Below are 15884 nucleotides of genomic sequence, written 5' to 3' on the forward strand. Positions count from 1 at the left end.
CATTGAAAGCGCCTTCTGCCGAAGCATGCCGTGGCGGTCCTTCGCAGGGCGGGTAGTCCTGCCATGGGCACTTGACGGACACTCCTTCACCGGCGACGTCCTCGAGATCGGTGGCGGGTGCGGAGCGATGGCCGCCGGTCTCGGCCAAAGATTCCCTGCTGCCAACATCACAGTGACAGACGTAGACGAAGCCATGGTCAATGCCGCTCGCGCACAACTCGCTCGCTTCGCCGACGTCAACGCCGACGTCGCCGACGTCACGTCGCTGCCGTTCGCCGCCTGCCGCTTCGACGCGGTCATGTCGTACCTGATGCTGCACCACGTGATCGACTGGCGCCAGGCCATAGCCGAATCCTCCCGTGTGCTCAAGCCCGGCGGCCAGTTCCTCGGCTACGACCTGACCGACACCCGGCTCGCCCGCTGGGTACACCAAGTCGATGGCTCGCCTCACCGCCTCATCGCCCCGGACGAACTCATCAACGGACTGCTGCGTGCGGGCTTCACCCGGATCACGGTCCGGCGGGCCGTGCGCGGCCACGTCATGCGGTTTCACGCCCACAAGCCGGCGAAGACTTGATCCCGGTGTTCGACCTGCTTCGCCGCGTGCCATGAGCGCGTGCGACGCCGATAGGGAAAGGAGCCGGTCCGGCCCTCGGCGCGAGTCGCCCAACGATGGTCACTGGCACGCCGAGGAGAGCGAACAAGCGGGCCTGCTCCCGACCGACTTTGCCTGCGCCGACAACCACGAGAGAGGCGGGCAGCTGCTTGAGATCCATGCGGCGTTGTCCGGAATCTTGCTACGCAGACGGCGGTCCTTCGTGGGCGTCCCCCTGAGGTTTGAGAGCGACCCACATGGCCACCAAGGTCGCAACGAGCCCCACCGCGGCCCACCCGGCCGGGCGCTCGCCGAGGACCCACACGGCCAGAACGATGCCCACCACGGGTGTTTAGAACAACCAGGCGGTGAGGGCGTCTAGGCGGGCTCGTCGGGCCTCGACGAACCATGCGACGGTCGTGGCAGCGGTGCCCACCAGTGACAAGAACGCCAAAGAGACCATGAACCGGGGGGTCCAGTCGATGACCGGGGCGCCTTCGACGAGCATCGCGAAGACGCCGAGCGCGAGGCCTCCGATGAGCAAGTGCCAACCAGTAGCGGCTAGGACGTCGATGGCGGACAGTCGACGCGAAAGCAACGTACCTGCGGTCACGGCCGCCGCCGCCAGAAGCGATAGGGCGGCTCCACTGCCACCACCACCGGGCAGGGCCACCACGACGAGACCGGCGAAACCGACGACGAGGGCGGTGGCGGTGCGTGCAGACACGACCTCGCCGTACAGCCACCAGGCCGGGAGCAGGATGAGCAGTGGCTGGGCGTTCGCCAAGACCGCTGCGGTCCCCGTCGCCAAACCGGCCACACCCCGGCGAGCATGGCGGCGAACGCGAGGCTCACGTTGACCAGCCCGGTCAGCGCGATCCAGCCCCAAGCGCGTGCACCGCGGGGTTGAGGGCGGCGCTGCACCAGGCCCAGCGCGACCAGGGCTGCCCCAGCGATGAGCGCCCGCAGGGCGCCGAACCAGAGGGCAGGTGCGTCCCGCAGACCCCACGCGATGAAGATGAAGCAGGCGCCCCACGTGGCCGTGATGAACAGCATGCGTCCGGCTCTGGGCTGCCCAAGGGAGTCCCGCTGCCAGGACGCCTGCGTTGGCACCCCAAGGCCGGTCAAGGTTTGCGGCATGCCGCGTCCTGCGTTCTTCAACTGTGCACGAGCCGGGCTATGGCTTCGGAAGCCTCTTGGAGCTTGGCCTCCGACACACCCGGGGCGGAGCTGAGCAGGCAGTGCGGCACGTGGTCCTCGAGCAGGGTCAGGGCCGGCCCTCCAATGCGCGGGATGCGATTGAGATCTGGGCCAGGACGTCTCCGCAGTCGCCGTCGTGCCCGACCCTTCGCTAGATCCGGCGGACCTTGCCGTCGATGCGGTGCAGGCGGTTCATCAGGTCGTGCTGGGCCGCAGGGAGCGCCGGTGAAGCAGTGGTCGTGGTCATGGGCTATCACTCGTGGTGCGGCGACGGTCGTGGTTGTGCTCCCGGTACCCGCCTGGAGTTCCGGCGGGTACCGAGTGGTGTCAGGTGGTGGCGGCGTACTTCTCGGGGTCCTTATCGAAGGTGGCTGCACAGTGAGTCGAGCAGAAGTAGTACCTGGTTCCGTTGCGCTCGATCGTGCTGGCTGCGCTGGCCGGTTCGATGCTCATCCCGCATACGGGGTCGGTGACGGTTGTCTGGGTGGGCATGGGTGTTTCCTCTTTCTCTTCGTCCCGTCCGATCTCGACCACCGGGTCGGCGTTCGAGGGCGTGACGGTGTCTGGGATGGCCTGGGGACGGAACGTCTTGAGCCGGTTGGCGTTCGCGACGACCGACAGCGATGAGAGGGCCATCGCAGCGGCGGCGATCATCGGGCTCAGCGTGAGCCCGAAGGTTGGGTAGAGGGCGCCCGCGGCGATCGGGATCCCGATCCCGTTGTAGATGAATGCGAACACCAGGTTCTGCTTGATGTTGCGCATCGTCGCTCGGGAAAGGTCCACCGCCGTGACCACCCCGGACAGGGCGCCCGAGATCAGGGTGATGTCGGAGGACTCGATGGCGACGTCGGTGCCCGTGCCGATGGCCGAGCCGACGTCCGCTTGGGCCAGCGCGGGTGCGTCATTGATGCCGTCCCCGACCATTCCCACGACCTTGCCCTCGCCCTGCAGTCGCTTGACCTCGGCTGCCTTGTGCTCGGGCATGACCTCGGCCACGACCCGGCGGATGCCGACCTGGCGGGCGATGGCTGCGGCGGTGGCCCGGTTGTCACCGGTCATCATGACGACCTCGATCCTGCGGGCCTGCAGTGCGGCCACCGCCGCCGCCGACCCGTCCTTGACCGTGTCGGCGACACCGATGACGCCGGCCGGGCGCCCGTCGATCGCGACCATGATGGGTGTCTTGCCGTCTCGCGCCAGTCGGCCGAGGTCCCCCATCAGCGATGCCGGGTCGATGGCTGCGGCTTCAAGCAGCCTGCGGTTACCCACGAGCACCTCGCGACCCGAGACAACGGCGCGCACGCCCTGCCCGGTTGTTGAGTCGAATCCGTCCACGGGCGACAGCTCAAGGCCGCGCTCGCGCGCGCCCGCCACGATCGCCGCCCCCAGGGGGTGCTCCGAGGAGCCCTCCACCGCCGCGACGAGGGCGAGCAGGACCCGCTCCTCGAAGCCCTCGGCTGGCAGGACGTCGGTCAGGATGGGCGTGCCGTTGGTGATGGTGCCCGTCTTGTCCAAGACGATCGTGTCCAGCTTGTGCGCGGTCTCCAGGGCCTCGGCCGAACGGATGAGTATTCCGTTGGTCGCGCCCTTTCCGGTGCCGACGGTGATGGACAGCGGCGTGGCCAGACCGAGCGCGCACGGGCAGGCAATGATCAACACCGACACCGCCGCTACCAAGGCGAAGACGAACGCCGGCGGCGGGCCGACCAGCGCCCACGCCACGAAAGCCCAGATGGAGATCGCGATCACTGCCGGAACGAAGTAGCCCGACACCATGTCGACCAGCCGCTGGATCGGGGCCTTGGAGCCCTGAGCCTCCCGGACCAGCTTGATGATCTGGGCCAACATCGTCTCCCCGCCAACCTTCGTGGCCTGGTATCGGAACGACCCTGTCTGGTTGATCGTCGCGCCGATGACCGGGTCGCCGGCGGACTTCGTCACCGGCATCGGCTCCCCGGTAACCATGGACTCATCAACCGCGGAGCGGCCCTCGAGAACCTGCCCATCTACTGGAAGCTTCTCGCCGGGGCGCACCAGGACGGTGTCGCCCACGTTCACCTCATCGATCGGGACCTCGGACTCCACTCCGTCGCGAACCACCCGGGCCGTGCGGGGCTGCAGGCCGATCAGGTTTCGGATCGCCTCGCCAGTGCCCGCCTTGGCCCTCGTCTCCAACAGCCGGCCGAGCAGGATCAGGGTGATGATGACGCCGACCGCCTCGTAGTACACCTCTCGCACGTTCGCCGGCAGGATCGCTGGCATGAACGTCACCACGAGGCTGTACCCGAACGCCGCCACCGTGCCCAGCGTGATCAGTGAGTTCATATCCGCCGTCCGGTGGGACAGCGCGAGCCACCCTGTCCGGTGAATCGGCCACCCGGTGTAGACCATCACCGGCGCGATCAGGGCCAACTGGAACCAGCGGTTCATCAGCAGCTCCGGAACCCAGGTCACGCCGAAGAACTCCGTCAGCATCACTGCGAACAGCACCGGCGCCGTCAGGATCGCGCCGACGACGACGCGACGGGTCAGGTCTTTGATCTCCGCCTCCCGCTCGGCTGCTTCCGCGTCCTCGGCGTCGACGGCGCCGGTTTCCGCAACCCCGGCGTCTGAGCCGTCCGGCTCCAGGGAGTCGTCCGTTGAGCGGCTGCCCGAGTGGTGTTCGGCTGGGCTGACGTCGCCGGTTGGCTCGGAGCCGTCCCCCGCGCCGCGCTCGAGGAGCGCCACTGCGGCCCCGTTCGTCAACGGAGCTGCCATCGTCGCCTCGCTGGAGGCGCCCACAACGCGCAACGTGCCGCTGATCATGTTCATGCCGCAGGCGAACCGGAAGTCACCCTCCTCGCCGGGCACGAACTCCACAGCCGTCGTCGCGTAGGCCGGAAGCAGCTCGTTGACCTTGAAGTCGGGCATCACCACCCTGGATGAGCAGTCGCCAGCCTCCTGCCGGTCAAAGAGCATCCGGACCGGGACACCGGCACGGACCTCGATCAAGTCCGGGCTGTAACCCCCCTTCACGCCGACCCGCACCAGCTGGACACCTTCCTCCATCTCGGCCTGTCGTGACTTTTTCGGACCGAAGAAGAACCACGCCAACAGGCCAGTGAGAAGGAGCGCTACAGATACGGTCACGCCATCACCGATGGTCATCGGAATCCACTTTCGTCGAGCGGTGCTGGCCGGGCTATCCGAGCCACCGCGTTCTGGTTCTCTCCCATGAAACCTCAGCCGTTGGCCGATTCCTGCTAAGAATCCGTGAAGGTCCAATGAAGGTAGATCGGCATGGCTGCGGGCGCACGGGTGAGCACGGGCGTGCGAACGCGTCCGAACGACAGGGATCGCACGAGTTCCCACGGCGGCCGGATCGAGGGCGGTGGACAAGCTTGGGGGTCCAGACAGTTCCTCGAGCACCATGCGGCAGCGGGCAGAGCGCAGGTGCACGGTAAAGGCCGGCAAATCCTCCTTGCCAGCCTAACCAAGGACATAGGCGCCGAGCAGTATGCGCGACTTTCGCGGCCATGGTCAGCGGGAGACCCCCGCCTGCGCGCGGGCGACCCTCGCGGGCGCGCCGGGTGCGGCACCGTCGCCACCAGCTGAGGGGGGCGCCTGTCGTGACGAATCCGCCCAGACCAACAGCCCCATTCCCCCGATGATGCTCGTCAGGGCCCACAGCTGGGGCTGCGTGAGGCCCATGAGGATGGGTGCGTTGGTGCGCAACAACTCTACGAGGAAACGTGCGCCACCACTAAGGATGAGGTACCAGGCGAACACAGCCGGGCCGCTGGTGACCTTGCCCCGCTGCCATAACGCCGCAGCGATCACCAAGGCACCGAACGCCTCGTACAACGGGGTCGGGTGTACAACAACGTCAGTGGCCACCACGCCGTTAGGGAACGTCATACCCCACGGCAGCGTCGTTGGTCGCCCGTAGGTGCCGTCACCCGAGAGGAGGCAACCGAGCCGTCCTATGGCATACCCGACGGACAGTGGCGCGGCCAAGGCTCCCGCGACGACCCCGAGAGGCAGGCGCCACCGCCGGACCATGATGAGGGCCGCCGCTGCGCCCCCAAGAAGTCCCCCGTACCAGGTGAAGCCCATCCCGCCGAAGTCGTGCATCGTGAGAGTCGGAACCTGCTCGAGCAGGTAGTACGCCTTGGCCCCAACGAAACCCCACACCGTCGACCACATGACCAGCGAGTACGCCTGCTGACGGCTACCCACCCTGCGCCGCTCGAACGCACGCCCAAGGAGCAGGGCCGCCACCCAGGCCGCGAGCACCTTGCTCACACCGTAGGTCTGGACGTCGAAGCCGAACACGGAGAGAAGCACTGGTCTCATGTGTGCGCTCCTAACGGAAGCTAAGACGGGGACAACGACCTGACATCACGGCCGGCCCTGCGAGGGCCAGGCAGGACCCCGTAAGGGCCGCCCGGTACGTTCGCACCCTCGTCGCATCGTAGGAAGGGTTTGTCCCAAGCAAGGCCGGTCCTATGAGGCATCTCGGGCCGAGTGCGACCGGGTCGCGGTGCGGCTGGGATCCGGGTCCGTCTGCTCTGTGGTTGCTGGGCCGTGATCCTGCTGTTCCTCGCGGCCGGAGGTCCTGTGTGCGGCGTGGCCGCCGCATCCGGCGTGCCTCGCCCCGTGGCCGGATTGGCCACCGTGTCGGTGGCCCCCGAGATGCATCGCCAACATGGCCCCGATGAGAATGACCCACACCCAGTTCTGTTGCAGAAACTGTGTCATGACCTGCTCCTTGGTGCGACCGCCCGGCCAATCGCACCGATTGCGCCAGCCCGGGGTCGCACTCCCCACAGTGCCGTTGGTTGATGAAGCGCTCACCGTCCGAATGCTCAAGGATCGATGAAGGTTCGCCTCCCCCGGCTACCGTCCCCGTGGCGGGCTGGCGCCTCGGGCTCTCCCCAAGCGGGCGCAGGGCAGCACGCACCGCTGGGCGGCATAATTGCCGTGTGCTCCAGCGATCGCCGCGAGACCTGCATCCGGTGCTGTCGTGGTTTATGGCTGCGATCATCCTGAGCACGGTGGGTCTGCGAACGGCGGGGGTGCCGACAGTAGATCTGCACGGTCCCTTGCACCGCATCGGGATCATGGACCCCCTCTGTGGGGGCACTCGCGCAACATTCCTCTTGGCCTCTGGTGACTTTGCAGCTGCTGCCGAGTACAACCCCGTCGTGTTCCCCCTGGCGCTCGGCCTGGCAGCCCTGACGTTGCGCGTTCTCCTAGGAGTAACCGCCGGCATCTGGTACGACGTTCGGCTCCCCCGTCAGATGAGGTGGCCGCTGCTCGCAGCGTTCGTGGTGGCGCTGGTCCTCCTGGGGATCCGTCAGCAGATGCACGCGGCGCTCCTGGTGCAGCCATGGACGGGCGGGTGACCGACAGGCAGGGTCCGGGCGCAGCGACCGCGCCGGCTGCGCGAGAGGCGTGCTCGGCTCGCACCACCATGGCGGTCCGACGTGACTTCGCACGATCGCGGCCAGCCTGACAACGCTTTAGACCAGTGCGCCACTGACGACGCCTCCATCGGGTGGCGATCGAGGACGAAGGCCTTCCAACTCCTCAGCCGAGTCACGGGGCCACGCAGGAGCAACTGCGTGCGACGTGGTGAGGAGAACCTCTGGCGGTGGACGTCGAGCAGGACGACAACCACGTCCGAGGGGTACGAAGCCGCCCTTGCGTCCGGCTGCTGCACACCCTCTGGTGGGGGCCGCGAGGGAACATCAGAGCGGATCGTTGCCGGTATTCAGGGACCCCGCCGCAGATCGAATCAGATGGGCTTTGCCGAGCCTGGTGCGGGGGATGGCGTCGACTCGTTCCACGTGAATGGACGTCTGCGCCGCGCCGATCCGGGTTAGAGCCTCGCCCACTGATCTCGCGATCCGATCGGGGTCCCTGTCGGTCGCCAGACCAACGACCAGGATCGTGAGTCCGTCGGCGTCCTGGATGATCTGCCACGCGGTCACCGGAACGGTGTCCATGACGTTGTGGAAGACGGTTGGATGCACCATCACCTGACCCCCCGAAGGTCGCGCCATCCGCAGTGCCTCCTGCTCTCGGCCTTGGATACCGTCGAGCCGGGCGAAGGGGCGGCCGCACGGACATGGATCCGCCGGCGAGAGCCGCACGCTGTCCCCCATCTCGTACCGGATGAGCGGTAGCACGCGGGACCCCAGGACCGTCACCAGCACCTTCGCGCCGTACTCGCCGGTGACCACCGGTTGATAGTTCTCGTCGACGACCTCGGTGATGACAGTGTCTTCGAACAGGTGCATGCCGCTGTGGTATTCGCATTCGGCCGCAATACCGGCGGTCTCGGTAGCCGCGTAGACAGCGAACGGTTCATGACCCCAGGCGCTCGCGATCATGCGACGGGTGCTGTCTGTGAGGACTTCGGACGAGCTGAAACTTGCCTGTGGCGATACCGCGGGTCGCCCCGCCATCTGCTCGGCAGCGAGCAGCCCCAGGACGGAGGCATAGCCGACGACGACGTCGGGCCGGAATGCCTGCAGGAGTGGGGCCAGCTCGTCGATCGGCGTCCCGGAGTCGAGCCTGAGCGTGGGGATGAACGGGCTGTCGACGGTGGCACCGACCAGTGCCGACTGGTGCCACGGGGTCGTGGAGCTGACCACAGCCATCTTGGTTCGACGCGTAAGGCGGGGGTCCACCCCGCCCCACGCGTACGGGCGGCTGTACGAGGCCAGAACCCCCGCCCACTCATCGGCATCCCAGAGGAACACCCCCGGCTCCCCGGTGGTGCCCGACGTCGCCGACACGTAGTACTTGCCCCGGAACAGTTCGCCGGCGGCCATCCGCGGCAGGAAAGACCGTAGATCCTGCAGCACGATGCCTCGGTGGGTGACCACCTCGTCGAAGTGCTCCATGAGCGTCGCCTTCGTCAGGACGGGAAGCTCGCTCAGAGGGGCGCCACCGAGCCCTTGATGAAACCGCTGGTAGAACGGCGACGCCTTGAGAGCGAAGTTCCGGAGCGCGGCTTGCGATCGCTGTTGGTGGGCCAGCAGCTCAGGTCGGGTCCATGACTCGCGCCGCCGGAGCTCGCGGTGACGAGAGAGGACCTTGGCGAGAAGTGACACTCTCATTCCATCCACTCCGTTCAGTCAGTGAGCCATGGGCGCGTTCGACTCGGCTCCGCCATGTGGGTCAGGCACGTCGAGCTTGACGGCCTCCTGGGCGGGCACGGTGACCGGCGAGAAGCTGATTCCGTTCGGCCTGTCCCCCACGGGGATGCGAGCCACTACGCGCAGTTCCTCGAGGTCGATGACGGCGACATCGTCGCCGTACATGTTCGTGACGTAGGCGTGCCGGCTTGAGGGGTCCACGACGATCCCGTGAGCGCCTTGGCCGGTCTCCACCGTTCGAACCACCGTGAACGTCGTGGTGTCGATGACCGACACTGTCGTGCCTGGCCGGTCCTCTCGCCCCTGATTGGCAACCAGCAGGTACCGGTTGTCCGGAGTCACGAAGGTCTGAATCGGCCCATCCCCCACTGCCACCCGGCCCAGGACCTTGAGGGTCGCGACATCGACCTTCACCACGGCGTCCTCGCCGCTGACCGACGCGTACACGACAGCGCCATCAGGCGAGAAGGCCACCTGGGCCGGCGCCTTTCCAACCTCGACGTCCGCAACCTTGGTGTTGCCCGCCGTGTCGATGAAAGTAAGGGTGCTCCCGGCGACATTCGCCACGACCACCTGCCGGCCGTCAGGGCTGGGGCGCAACCCATGGGGCCCGGCCCCCACCGGAATCTCCGCCACAACAGCCATCGTCGCGGAGTTGATCACTGTCACCGTGTTGTCGGCACCGTTCGTTGTGTACGTCGTCCGGCCGTCGGGGGCGAGGACGACGTGAGCGGGCGCCCCGCCGGTTGCCGCAACACCATGAAGCTGCAGGGACGAGGCATCGAACATCACCGCCAGAGAGTCATGACCACTGACCGCCCAGACACTCTTGCCGTTCGGCGAAACCTGCACGTTGTGCGGCCCCTCCACGCCCTTGACTGTCGTGGCCACCGTGTTGCTGGCTGTGTCGATGGCGCTGAGGCTCGCACCGTCCTCGTTCGCAACCCACACCGTCCCAGCGACCATCCTCAGGTGGGACGACGCACCGCCGGTGACTCCGGAGGACCCCCCTACCGGCTCGCGACTGCCGCTCAGAACGAAGGCAACCAGCACGCCCGCGGCGATACCTGCCGCTGCCACCACAGGAACGACGACTCGCCAGCTCCCGTATTTTCGCGCGATACGGTCCGCCTGTGTGCCATCCGCCGTGGACGCTCTGTCAGTCATGAAGGACTCCTGGTCGCTTTCGGTGGGGAACCGCTCGGCGAGCGCGCCCCTGATCCGCCATCTCCACCCTGCGGCGCCGGCCCCTCATGAACGACGTCGATTTCCTCAACGTTTGATCAAGGTTCCGACGGAATGTGTCTACCTCACGGAAACCAGTCGCTTGCCCGACACCGGTCCAGTAAGCGCCGAAACCCCCCGGTAGGGCTGCCGGCGCTCAGTCTCAGGTGGGAGCTGCACTGACCAACGCCTCGTCGCCGATCTCGGCACGACTGTGCCCGCACGCATGACGCTTGGGGTACGCGCCCTGACGTCATGCCCAGACCCTGGTCGGGGCATCGACAGGCATCGTGCAAGCGAGGACCCCTTGAAAGTCGGGGTTTGGTCGAAGCGCCCGAATGTTGATGGACGTGCCACCCGTACGCCGTCAGACAGACGGCTGGTGACATTGGGGACGAGGACCCATGAGTAGCAACACCCATCCGGCGAGGTGGTCGCCGAACATCTTTGACCCTCCGGCGCCGCAGGGCGCGCCACCGTGGCGTTGTCCGACACCGAAAGCATGCCCGGACGAGATACGACGGTGGTCGCCCCCGCCGAGAGGATCGCAGGATCCAAGCTTGGAGTTCAGAGAACCGGTCGCAGTGGGTGCCCAGCGCCTCCCGGGGTCCCGCTTCCCATAAGCCGACCGCGCACCGACTCGCCTCCCTTCCGCACGCTGGTGAACCGGCGATCCTGCCGTGAGCAGCGTCATGGCCGTAGGTGGCCGAGCCGGGCTCCGTTGGCCAGGGGTGTTGGGATGCGCGCATGTCGGCCGCGGAATAAAATACCCCCGTGGGGTAACGGTTCTGGTCAGTGCCGATGGCCTGGCATGAAGAACATCATCGCGGCCATCATGGCCGTGCACAGGAGTGCGTAGGCGATGGCGCCCGTGCCGGCAGCGCCGGTAGCCACGAGCGCAACGACGATCAACAGCATGGGAACGCAGCAGAGCAGCATCATCAGACCGTGACCGCGACCATGACCGTGAGGTTCGTCCGAGGGTCGGTCCTCGGGATGGTTAGGCATCTGCTCAGCTGTCGTTGCCGCCGTGGACGTCTCGTCGTGCCAGTGAACCAGCGGGCGGTCGCCGTTCGGTGTGGTGCTCATGACGGTCGTCCTTTCAGTGATGCTGGGACGTGCCCCAGCTTCTTGTACAGCGGGCAGTGGCCGGTCGCACCGGTGACCACGAGGTCGAGCCCGGCGAGGCCCAGCAGGGCCTCAAGGACTACCGCGAGGCCGGAGCCGGCGTCCTGGAGGAGCAAGACAGCCGCAAGTACGGCTGCTGCGCCAACGACGATTCTGGCGATGCGTTCAGCGGGGGTGATGTTCACGGAGGGTCTTTCGATGCCCATGTCGTCCTTCCTTTCTTCCATCTCCACCGTGGTCCACCGAAGTAGAGGTAGCAGCGCGCCCTTGGTGAAGGTTTGCTGAAGGCTTTAGGTGTGGTGCTCGGTGTGCTGCTCCGTTGGCGTTGGGCCAGGGCTTGGCGCATCGGTCGGGGCGCTGTCGGCGCTGATGGCGGGCCCGACGACAAGTGCCGAGAGGAGGAACATGGCTGTGAAGACGGCGATTGCGATCGCCGGTGCACGCCACGTCCCGAACCTGCGGTGGATGCGCCTGAGCATCGGGATCGACAGGAGCAGGCCGACGAGGTAGAGCGTCGCGTTACCGCCCGCTCCGGTGAAGAACGCGGTACCCGCGATCAGACCGACGTGGTGCAGGACGTGAGGGATGAGCCCGAGAACGGAACCGATGACGGTGCCGGTGGCATCCCGGACGGCTGCCAGGCGGCTGGGCTTCCGGTCAGGCACGGTAGGACAGGGTCGTCATCATGCCGGCCTCGGCGTGGTAGATGTTGTGACAGTGGGTCGCCCACTGCCCGGGGTTGTCAGCGTCGAGATCGACGTCGACGGCCGCCATGGGCCGGACGATCACGGTGTCCTTGCGTGCCCCTGTCTCGCGGAGTCCGAAGGTGTGGCCGTGGACATGCATGGGGTGGAACATCATCGACATGTTGCGCAACCGCAGCCTGACCCGCTCGCCTTGCCGGATCTCGAGCGGGTCTGCGTCGTCGAAGGTCTTTCCGTTGATGGTCCAGCGGTAGTTCCTCATTGACCCGTCCAGGACCAGGTCGTGCGTGCGATCGACCTCTCGGGGGCGCAGGGCGACCTGGGGCGCGGCGCGCAGGTGAGTGCCGAGAACGACTTGCTTGCGCAGCTCGGTGGGCTTCACGTCGGGAGCGGGGGCTTCACCGCCCGCTGTGCGAACCAGGGCCAGCCCTTGGCCGAATTTTCCCTCGGCGGATGCGACCAGCGGAAAGGTCCCATTGCCCAGGGTCACGAGCACGTCGAAGCGCTCGCCCATCCCGACCAGCAGTGCGTCCGTCTCTGCCGGGGCCACGGGGAAGCCGTCGCTGTGCGTGACCGTCAGGCGGTGTCCACCAAGCGCGACGCGGAAGGAAGTGTCCGACGCCGCGTTGATCATGCGGATCCGCACGCGCTGGCCGGGCCTCGCGCTCAAGGTGACCGGAGATGCAGGAACCCGTCCGTTGATGAGGTAGTGGGGGTAGGCGACATCACCCGCGCCGCCGAGGAGCGGTGACTGCATGTCCCCGCCCATGCCGCCCATCGGCATCCCGCCTATGGAGCCGTGGTCCATACCGCCCGCGCCCGCGCCTCCCTTCCGCAGTGCGGCGAGCACGTCGTCGGGTGTCTGGCCGGTGCCGTCCACCCAGTCGTCGAGGACGACGATCCATTCCGCGTCATAGGCGCCGGGCTCGGCCGGGTCGTCGACGACCAGTGCGCCGTACAAACCTCGGTCGAGCTGGACGCCGGAGTGCGGGTGGTAGAAGTACGTGCCCGGATCAGGAACGGTGAAGTCATAGGTGAACTGCTTGTTGGCCCCTATGGGGTTCTGGGTCATCCCGGGTACGCCATCCATGTCGTTGCGCAGCGCCACGCCATGCCAGTGCACGCTGGTGGTTTCGGGAAGCGCGTTGTCGACGATCACCACCACCCGGTCACCTGCTGTGGCGCGTAGCAACGGGCCGGGAACGGTGTCGCCATAGACCCAGCTTTGGACCGTGGGGCCGCCCAGATCCAAGGTGGCTGGGCGGGGGACCAAGCGCGCGGTGACGGTGCGCTGCCCGGCCGCCCGTCGTCCCCGCTCGGCCATGTCGACGGCCCGGGACGAGGACGTGACCGCTGTACCGAATGAGGTGCTGCACCCTGCCAGTCCACCGACGGTCAAGAGTCCGCCGGCGGAACCGAGCAGGACCGTACGTCTGGTGATGGCGGGCATGCTCGCGTCTCCTGAGAAGGGTGGGCTTCGTCGGCCGGGTGGCGTCAGTGCGTCGAGCGCAGCACGAGCTGGCGGGCGTGGTATTCGTCCGCGTCGATCTCACCGCGGGCGAACCGCTGGTCGAGGATGCGACGGGCGTCTTTGTCGTTCTCGTCCCCGACCTGCTTCGGGTCACTGCGCGTACCCCTGAACAGGGACACGACAGCAAACACCACCAGCGCCCAGAAGGCGATGGCCGTCAGGCTCATCAACAGCCACCCCGTCCACCCCATGCCGTCGTTCCACATCATTGACCTCAGCTCCTTCGTTCTCGATACCCCACTGTCGAACAGGGACCCGGTTCAGACGGCTGCGGTTCTGTGAAGGTTCACTGAAGATGTGCTCACGCCGAGGCGTCCTGTCGGGTCGTAACGAATGAGTCCTGCACGATGGGCTGATGGTCCACGACACGGCAGCCGCGCAACCCGACCCCACCACACCGGCCCGCGGCGTCCGTGCGCTGGTCGTCGAGGATGACCTCCCCATGGCCACCCTCATCGGCAGCTACCTGGAACGCGAGGGTTACGAGGTCGACCTGTGCCATGACGGCGTCACCGCCGTGCAGCGTGCTCGGAAGCTCGACCCCGACGTGGTGGTGCTCGACATCGGCCTGCCGGGTCTGGACGGGATCGAGGTGTGCCGTCAGCTGCGCACCTTCTCCGACGCCTACGTCGTCATGCTGACCGCGCGGGCGGACGAGCTCGACACCCTGATTGGGCTGTCGGTCGGCGCGGACGACTACATGACCAAGCCCTTCAGCCCACGCGAGCTCGTGGCACGACTTCGAGCCATGCAGCGCCGGCCTCGCCCGTCGGACGGTGCGGATGACCGCCCTACCTCGCGCAGGTTCGGGACGCTGGCCATCGACCCCATCGGACGCGACGTCTGGCTCGACGATGAGCCGGTGTCGTTGACCCGGACCGAGTTCGACCTGCTCGCTGTGCTGTCGGGGCGCCCTGAGATGGCCTTCAGCCGACGACAGCTCATCGACCAGGTGTGGGGCGGGACGTGGGTGGGTGACGAGCACCTCGTTGATGTTCATATCGGCCATCTGCGGCGCAAGCTCGGCGACGACGCTGGAGCCGCCCGTTTCATCCGGACGGTTCGGGGCGTCGGGTACCGGATGGGCACGGGCGCGTGACGCGGACTCGGCGGGAGGCACGGAGCTTGGCGCGGGCCGGCTTGGCGCCGCGCCTGCTCATCGCGCAGACCCTCGTGCTGGTCGCCTGCGCCGTGACCTCTTGGCTTGTCGCGTCTGTCGTCGGGCCCAGCATCTTTCATGACCATCTGCAACAGGCCGGAGTCGGTCACTCCCCCAGCGAGGCCGCCCACGTGGAGGAGGCGTTCGGGTCTGCCCTGCTCATCTCGTTGGGTGTGGCGCTGACCGCCTCTGTTCTCCTCGCGCTCGGGGTGACGGCGTTCTTCACTCGACGGGTACAGCGCTCCACCGCTGCCGTCGCCCACTCCGCCTCCAGGATCGCCGGCGGGAACTATCGGTCACAGGTCCCGAGCCCCGGTCTGGGCGTTGAGTTCGACCAGCTCGCCACGACCATCAACGACCTCGCCCAGCGTCTCGGCGATGTGGAGACCACCCGTCGCCGCCTTCTGGCCGATCTCGCGCATGAGATGCGCACACCGCTGGGCAGCATCGAGGCGCACCTGGAGGCGATCGAGGACGGCATACGCAGTCTTGACGACGAGACTCTTGCGGTGTTGCACGGCAACACCGCCCGCCTGCAGCGCCTCGCCGAGGACATCACTGCTGTCGCCCGCGCGGAGGAAGGTGGGCTCGACCTCCGACCCGTGCCCATGGACGCGAACACGTTGGTTGAGTCGGCCACGGCGGCGGCACACGACGCGTACGACGCACAGCAGGTGACCCTTGAAGTGGATACCCGGCCAGCCGGCTCCGTTCTGGCCGACCCGGACCGCATGGGTCAGGTGCTCGCCAACCTGCTCGACAACGCGCTGCAGCACACCCCTCCCGGCGGTCGCGTTCGAGTCTCCGTGCGCAAGCCGGACGCCGATTGGGTCGAGATCACCGTGGCTGACAACGGCGAAGGCATCGACGCCCACCATCTGGCCCGCGTCTTCGAGCGGTTCTACCGCGCCGACCCGGCACGCAGCCGCGTTCGCGGCGGCAGCGGCATCGGCCTGACCATCAGCAAGGCGCTCGTCGAGGCCCATGGCGGAGGTCTCTCCGCGTCGAGTTCCGGCCCCGGTGACGGAGCAGCCTTCACCATCCGACTCCCCCGCAACCACACGTAGCCCCCGCTGCCCGCCGACGACCTCGGGGAGGGCTTCACCGGCTACGCCATCACGCGGACGGCGAAGGCCAAGGATCACGTCCGCGGCCTGCAGGAGATGGTGGGATCTGATACCTGCTGCATCGACAT

General features: G+C 67.2%; 14 protein-coding genes and 1 pseudogene. 4 read left to right on the plus strand and 11 right to left on the minus strand.

Going from position 1 to position 15884, the window contains the following annotated elements; all coding sequences use genetic code 11:
- Positions 1 to 25: 25 nt before the first annotated feature.
- Complete coding sequence (locus tag AC3EU2_RS18275) at positions 26 to 577, plus strand: class I SAM-dependent methyltransferase (RefSeq protein WP_488179516.1); 552 nt, start codon at positions 26 to 28, stop codon at positions 575 to 577.
- Positions 578 to 947: 370 nt separating this feature from the next.
- On the opposite strand, the gene AC3EU2_RS18280 is transcribed toward AC3EU2_RS18275, so the two are convergent.
- From AC3EU2_RS18280 to AC3EU2_RS18295, 4 genes and pseudogenes are all read right to left on the minus strand, one after another.
- Positions 948 to 1406, minus strand: a complete 459-nt coding sequence (locus AC3EU2_RS18280) for an EamA family transporter (RefSeq protein ID WP_488179525.1) — start codon at positions 1404 to 1406, stop codon at positions 948 to 950.
- 23 nt (positions 1407 to 1429) lie between these two features.
- Positions 1430 to 1735: pseudogene (locus AC3EU2_RS18285) on the minus strand (DMT family transporter); the annotation flags it as partial.
- 387 nt (positions 1736 to 2122) lie between these two features.
- The gene (locus AC3EU2_RS18290; protein WP_488177693.1) at positions 2123 to 4942 is read right to left on the minus strand and encodes a heavy metal translocating P-type ATPase; all 2820 of its coding nucleotides are present in this window, start codon (positions 4940 to 4942) and stop codon (positions 2123 to 2125) included.
- A gap of 372 nt (positions 4943 to 5314) precedes the next feature.
- On the minus strand, positions 5315 to 6130 hold the full coding sequence (locus AC3EU2_RS18295; RefSeq protein WP_488177694.1) for a prolipoprotein diacylglyceryl transferase: 816 nt from the start codon (positions 6128 to 6130) through the stop codon (positions 5315 to 5317).
- Between the two features lie 767 nt (positions 6131 to 6897).
- Between AC3EU2_RS18295 and AC3EU2_RS18300 the strand changes: the two genes are divergently transcribed.
- On the plus strand, positions 6898 to 7182 hold the full coding sequence (locus tag AC3EU2_RS18300) for a DUF2752 domain-containing protein (RefSeq protein WP_488179517.1): 285 nt from the start codon (positions 6898 to 6900) through the stop codon (positions 7180 to 7182).
- A 345-nt stretch (positions 7183 to 7527) separates the two neighbouring features.
- Here AC3EU2_RS18300 and AC3EU2_RS18305 read toward each other — a convergent pair whose 3' ends face one another.
- The 7 genes from AC3EU2_RS18305 to AC3EU2_RS18335 form a co-directional block, all read right to left on the minus strand.
- Positions 7528 to 8688 (minus strand): phenylacetate--CoA ligase family protein, encoded by a 1161-nt coding sequence (locus AC3EU2_RS18305; protein WP_488177695.1) that lies wholly within the window; start codon positions 8686 to 8688, stop codon positions 7528 to 7530.
- A gap of 234 nt (positions 8689 to 8922) precedes the next feature.
- Positions 8923 to 10110, minus strand: coding sequence for a YVTN family beta-propeller repeat protein (locus AC3EU2_RS18310; RefSeq protein WP_488177696.1), 1188 nt, complete (start codon positions 10108 to 10110; stop codon positions 8923 to 8925).
- An 849-nt stretch (positions 10111 to 10959) separates the two neighbouring features.
- Positions 10960 to 11256 carry a hypothetical protein gene (locus AC3EU2_RS18315; RefSeq protein WP_488177697.1) on the minus strand — a complete coding sequence of 99 codons (297 nt, stop codon included), beginning with the start codon at positions 11254 to 11256 and terminating at the stop codon, positions 10960 to 10962.
- Positions 11253 to 11480, minus strand: a complete 228-nt coding sequence (locus AC3EU2_RS18320) for a YgaP-like transmembrane domain (protein ID WP_488177698.1) — start codon at positions 11478 to 11480, stop codon at positions 11253 to 11255. The genes AC3EU2_RS18315 and AC3EU2_RS18320 overlap by 4 nt, the downstream gene beginning before the upstream one ends.
- Before the next feature lie 105 nt (positions 11481 to 11585).
- The gene (locus AC3EU2_RS18325; RefSeq protein WP_488177699.1) at positions 11586 to 11960 is read right to left on the minus strand and encodes a hypothetical protein; all 375 of its coding nucleotides are present in this window, start codon (positions 11958 to 11960) and stop codon (positions 11586 to 11588) included.
- Positions 11953 to 13449, minus strand: a complete 1497-nt coding sequence (locus tag AC3EU2_RS18330; protein WP_488177700.1) for a multicopper oxidase family protein — start codon at positions 13447 to 13449, stop codon at positions 11953 to 11955. Before AC3EU2_RS18330 ends, AC3EU2_RS18325 begins: the two co-directional genes overlap by 8 nt.
- A 44-nt stretch (positions 13450 to 13493) precedes the next feature.
- Positions 13494 to 13739 carry an SHOCT domain-containing protein gene (locus tag AC3EU2_RS18335; protein WP_488177701.1) on the minus strand — a complete coding sequence of 82 codons (246 nt, stop codon included), beginning with the start codon at positions 13737 to 13739 and terminating at the stop codon, positions 13494 to 13496.
- Positions 13740 to 13885: 146 nt separating this feature from the next.
- On the opposite strand from AC3EU2_RS18335, the gene AC3EU2_RS18340 reads away from it, so the two are divergent.
- Together AC3EU2_RS18340 and AC3EU2_RS18345 are read left to right on the plus strand one after the other, a co-directional pair.
- A complete protein-coding gene (locus tag AC3EU2_RS18340) occupies positions 13886 to 14629 on the plus strand; it encodes a response regulator (RefSeq protein WP_488177702.1) in 744 nt (247 codons plus the stop codon).
- A gap of 26 nt (positions 14630 to 14655) precedes the next feature.
- Positions 14656 to 15756, plus strand: coding sequence for a sensor histidine kinase (locus AC3EU2_RS18345; protein WP_488177703.1), 1101 nt, complete (start codon positions 14656 to 14658; stop codon positions 15754 to 15756).
- Positions 15757 to 15884 lie beyond the last annotated feature (128 nt).

This window comes from Knoellia sp. B-D-2 (assembly GCF_057714695.1).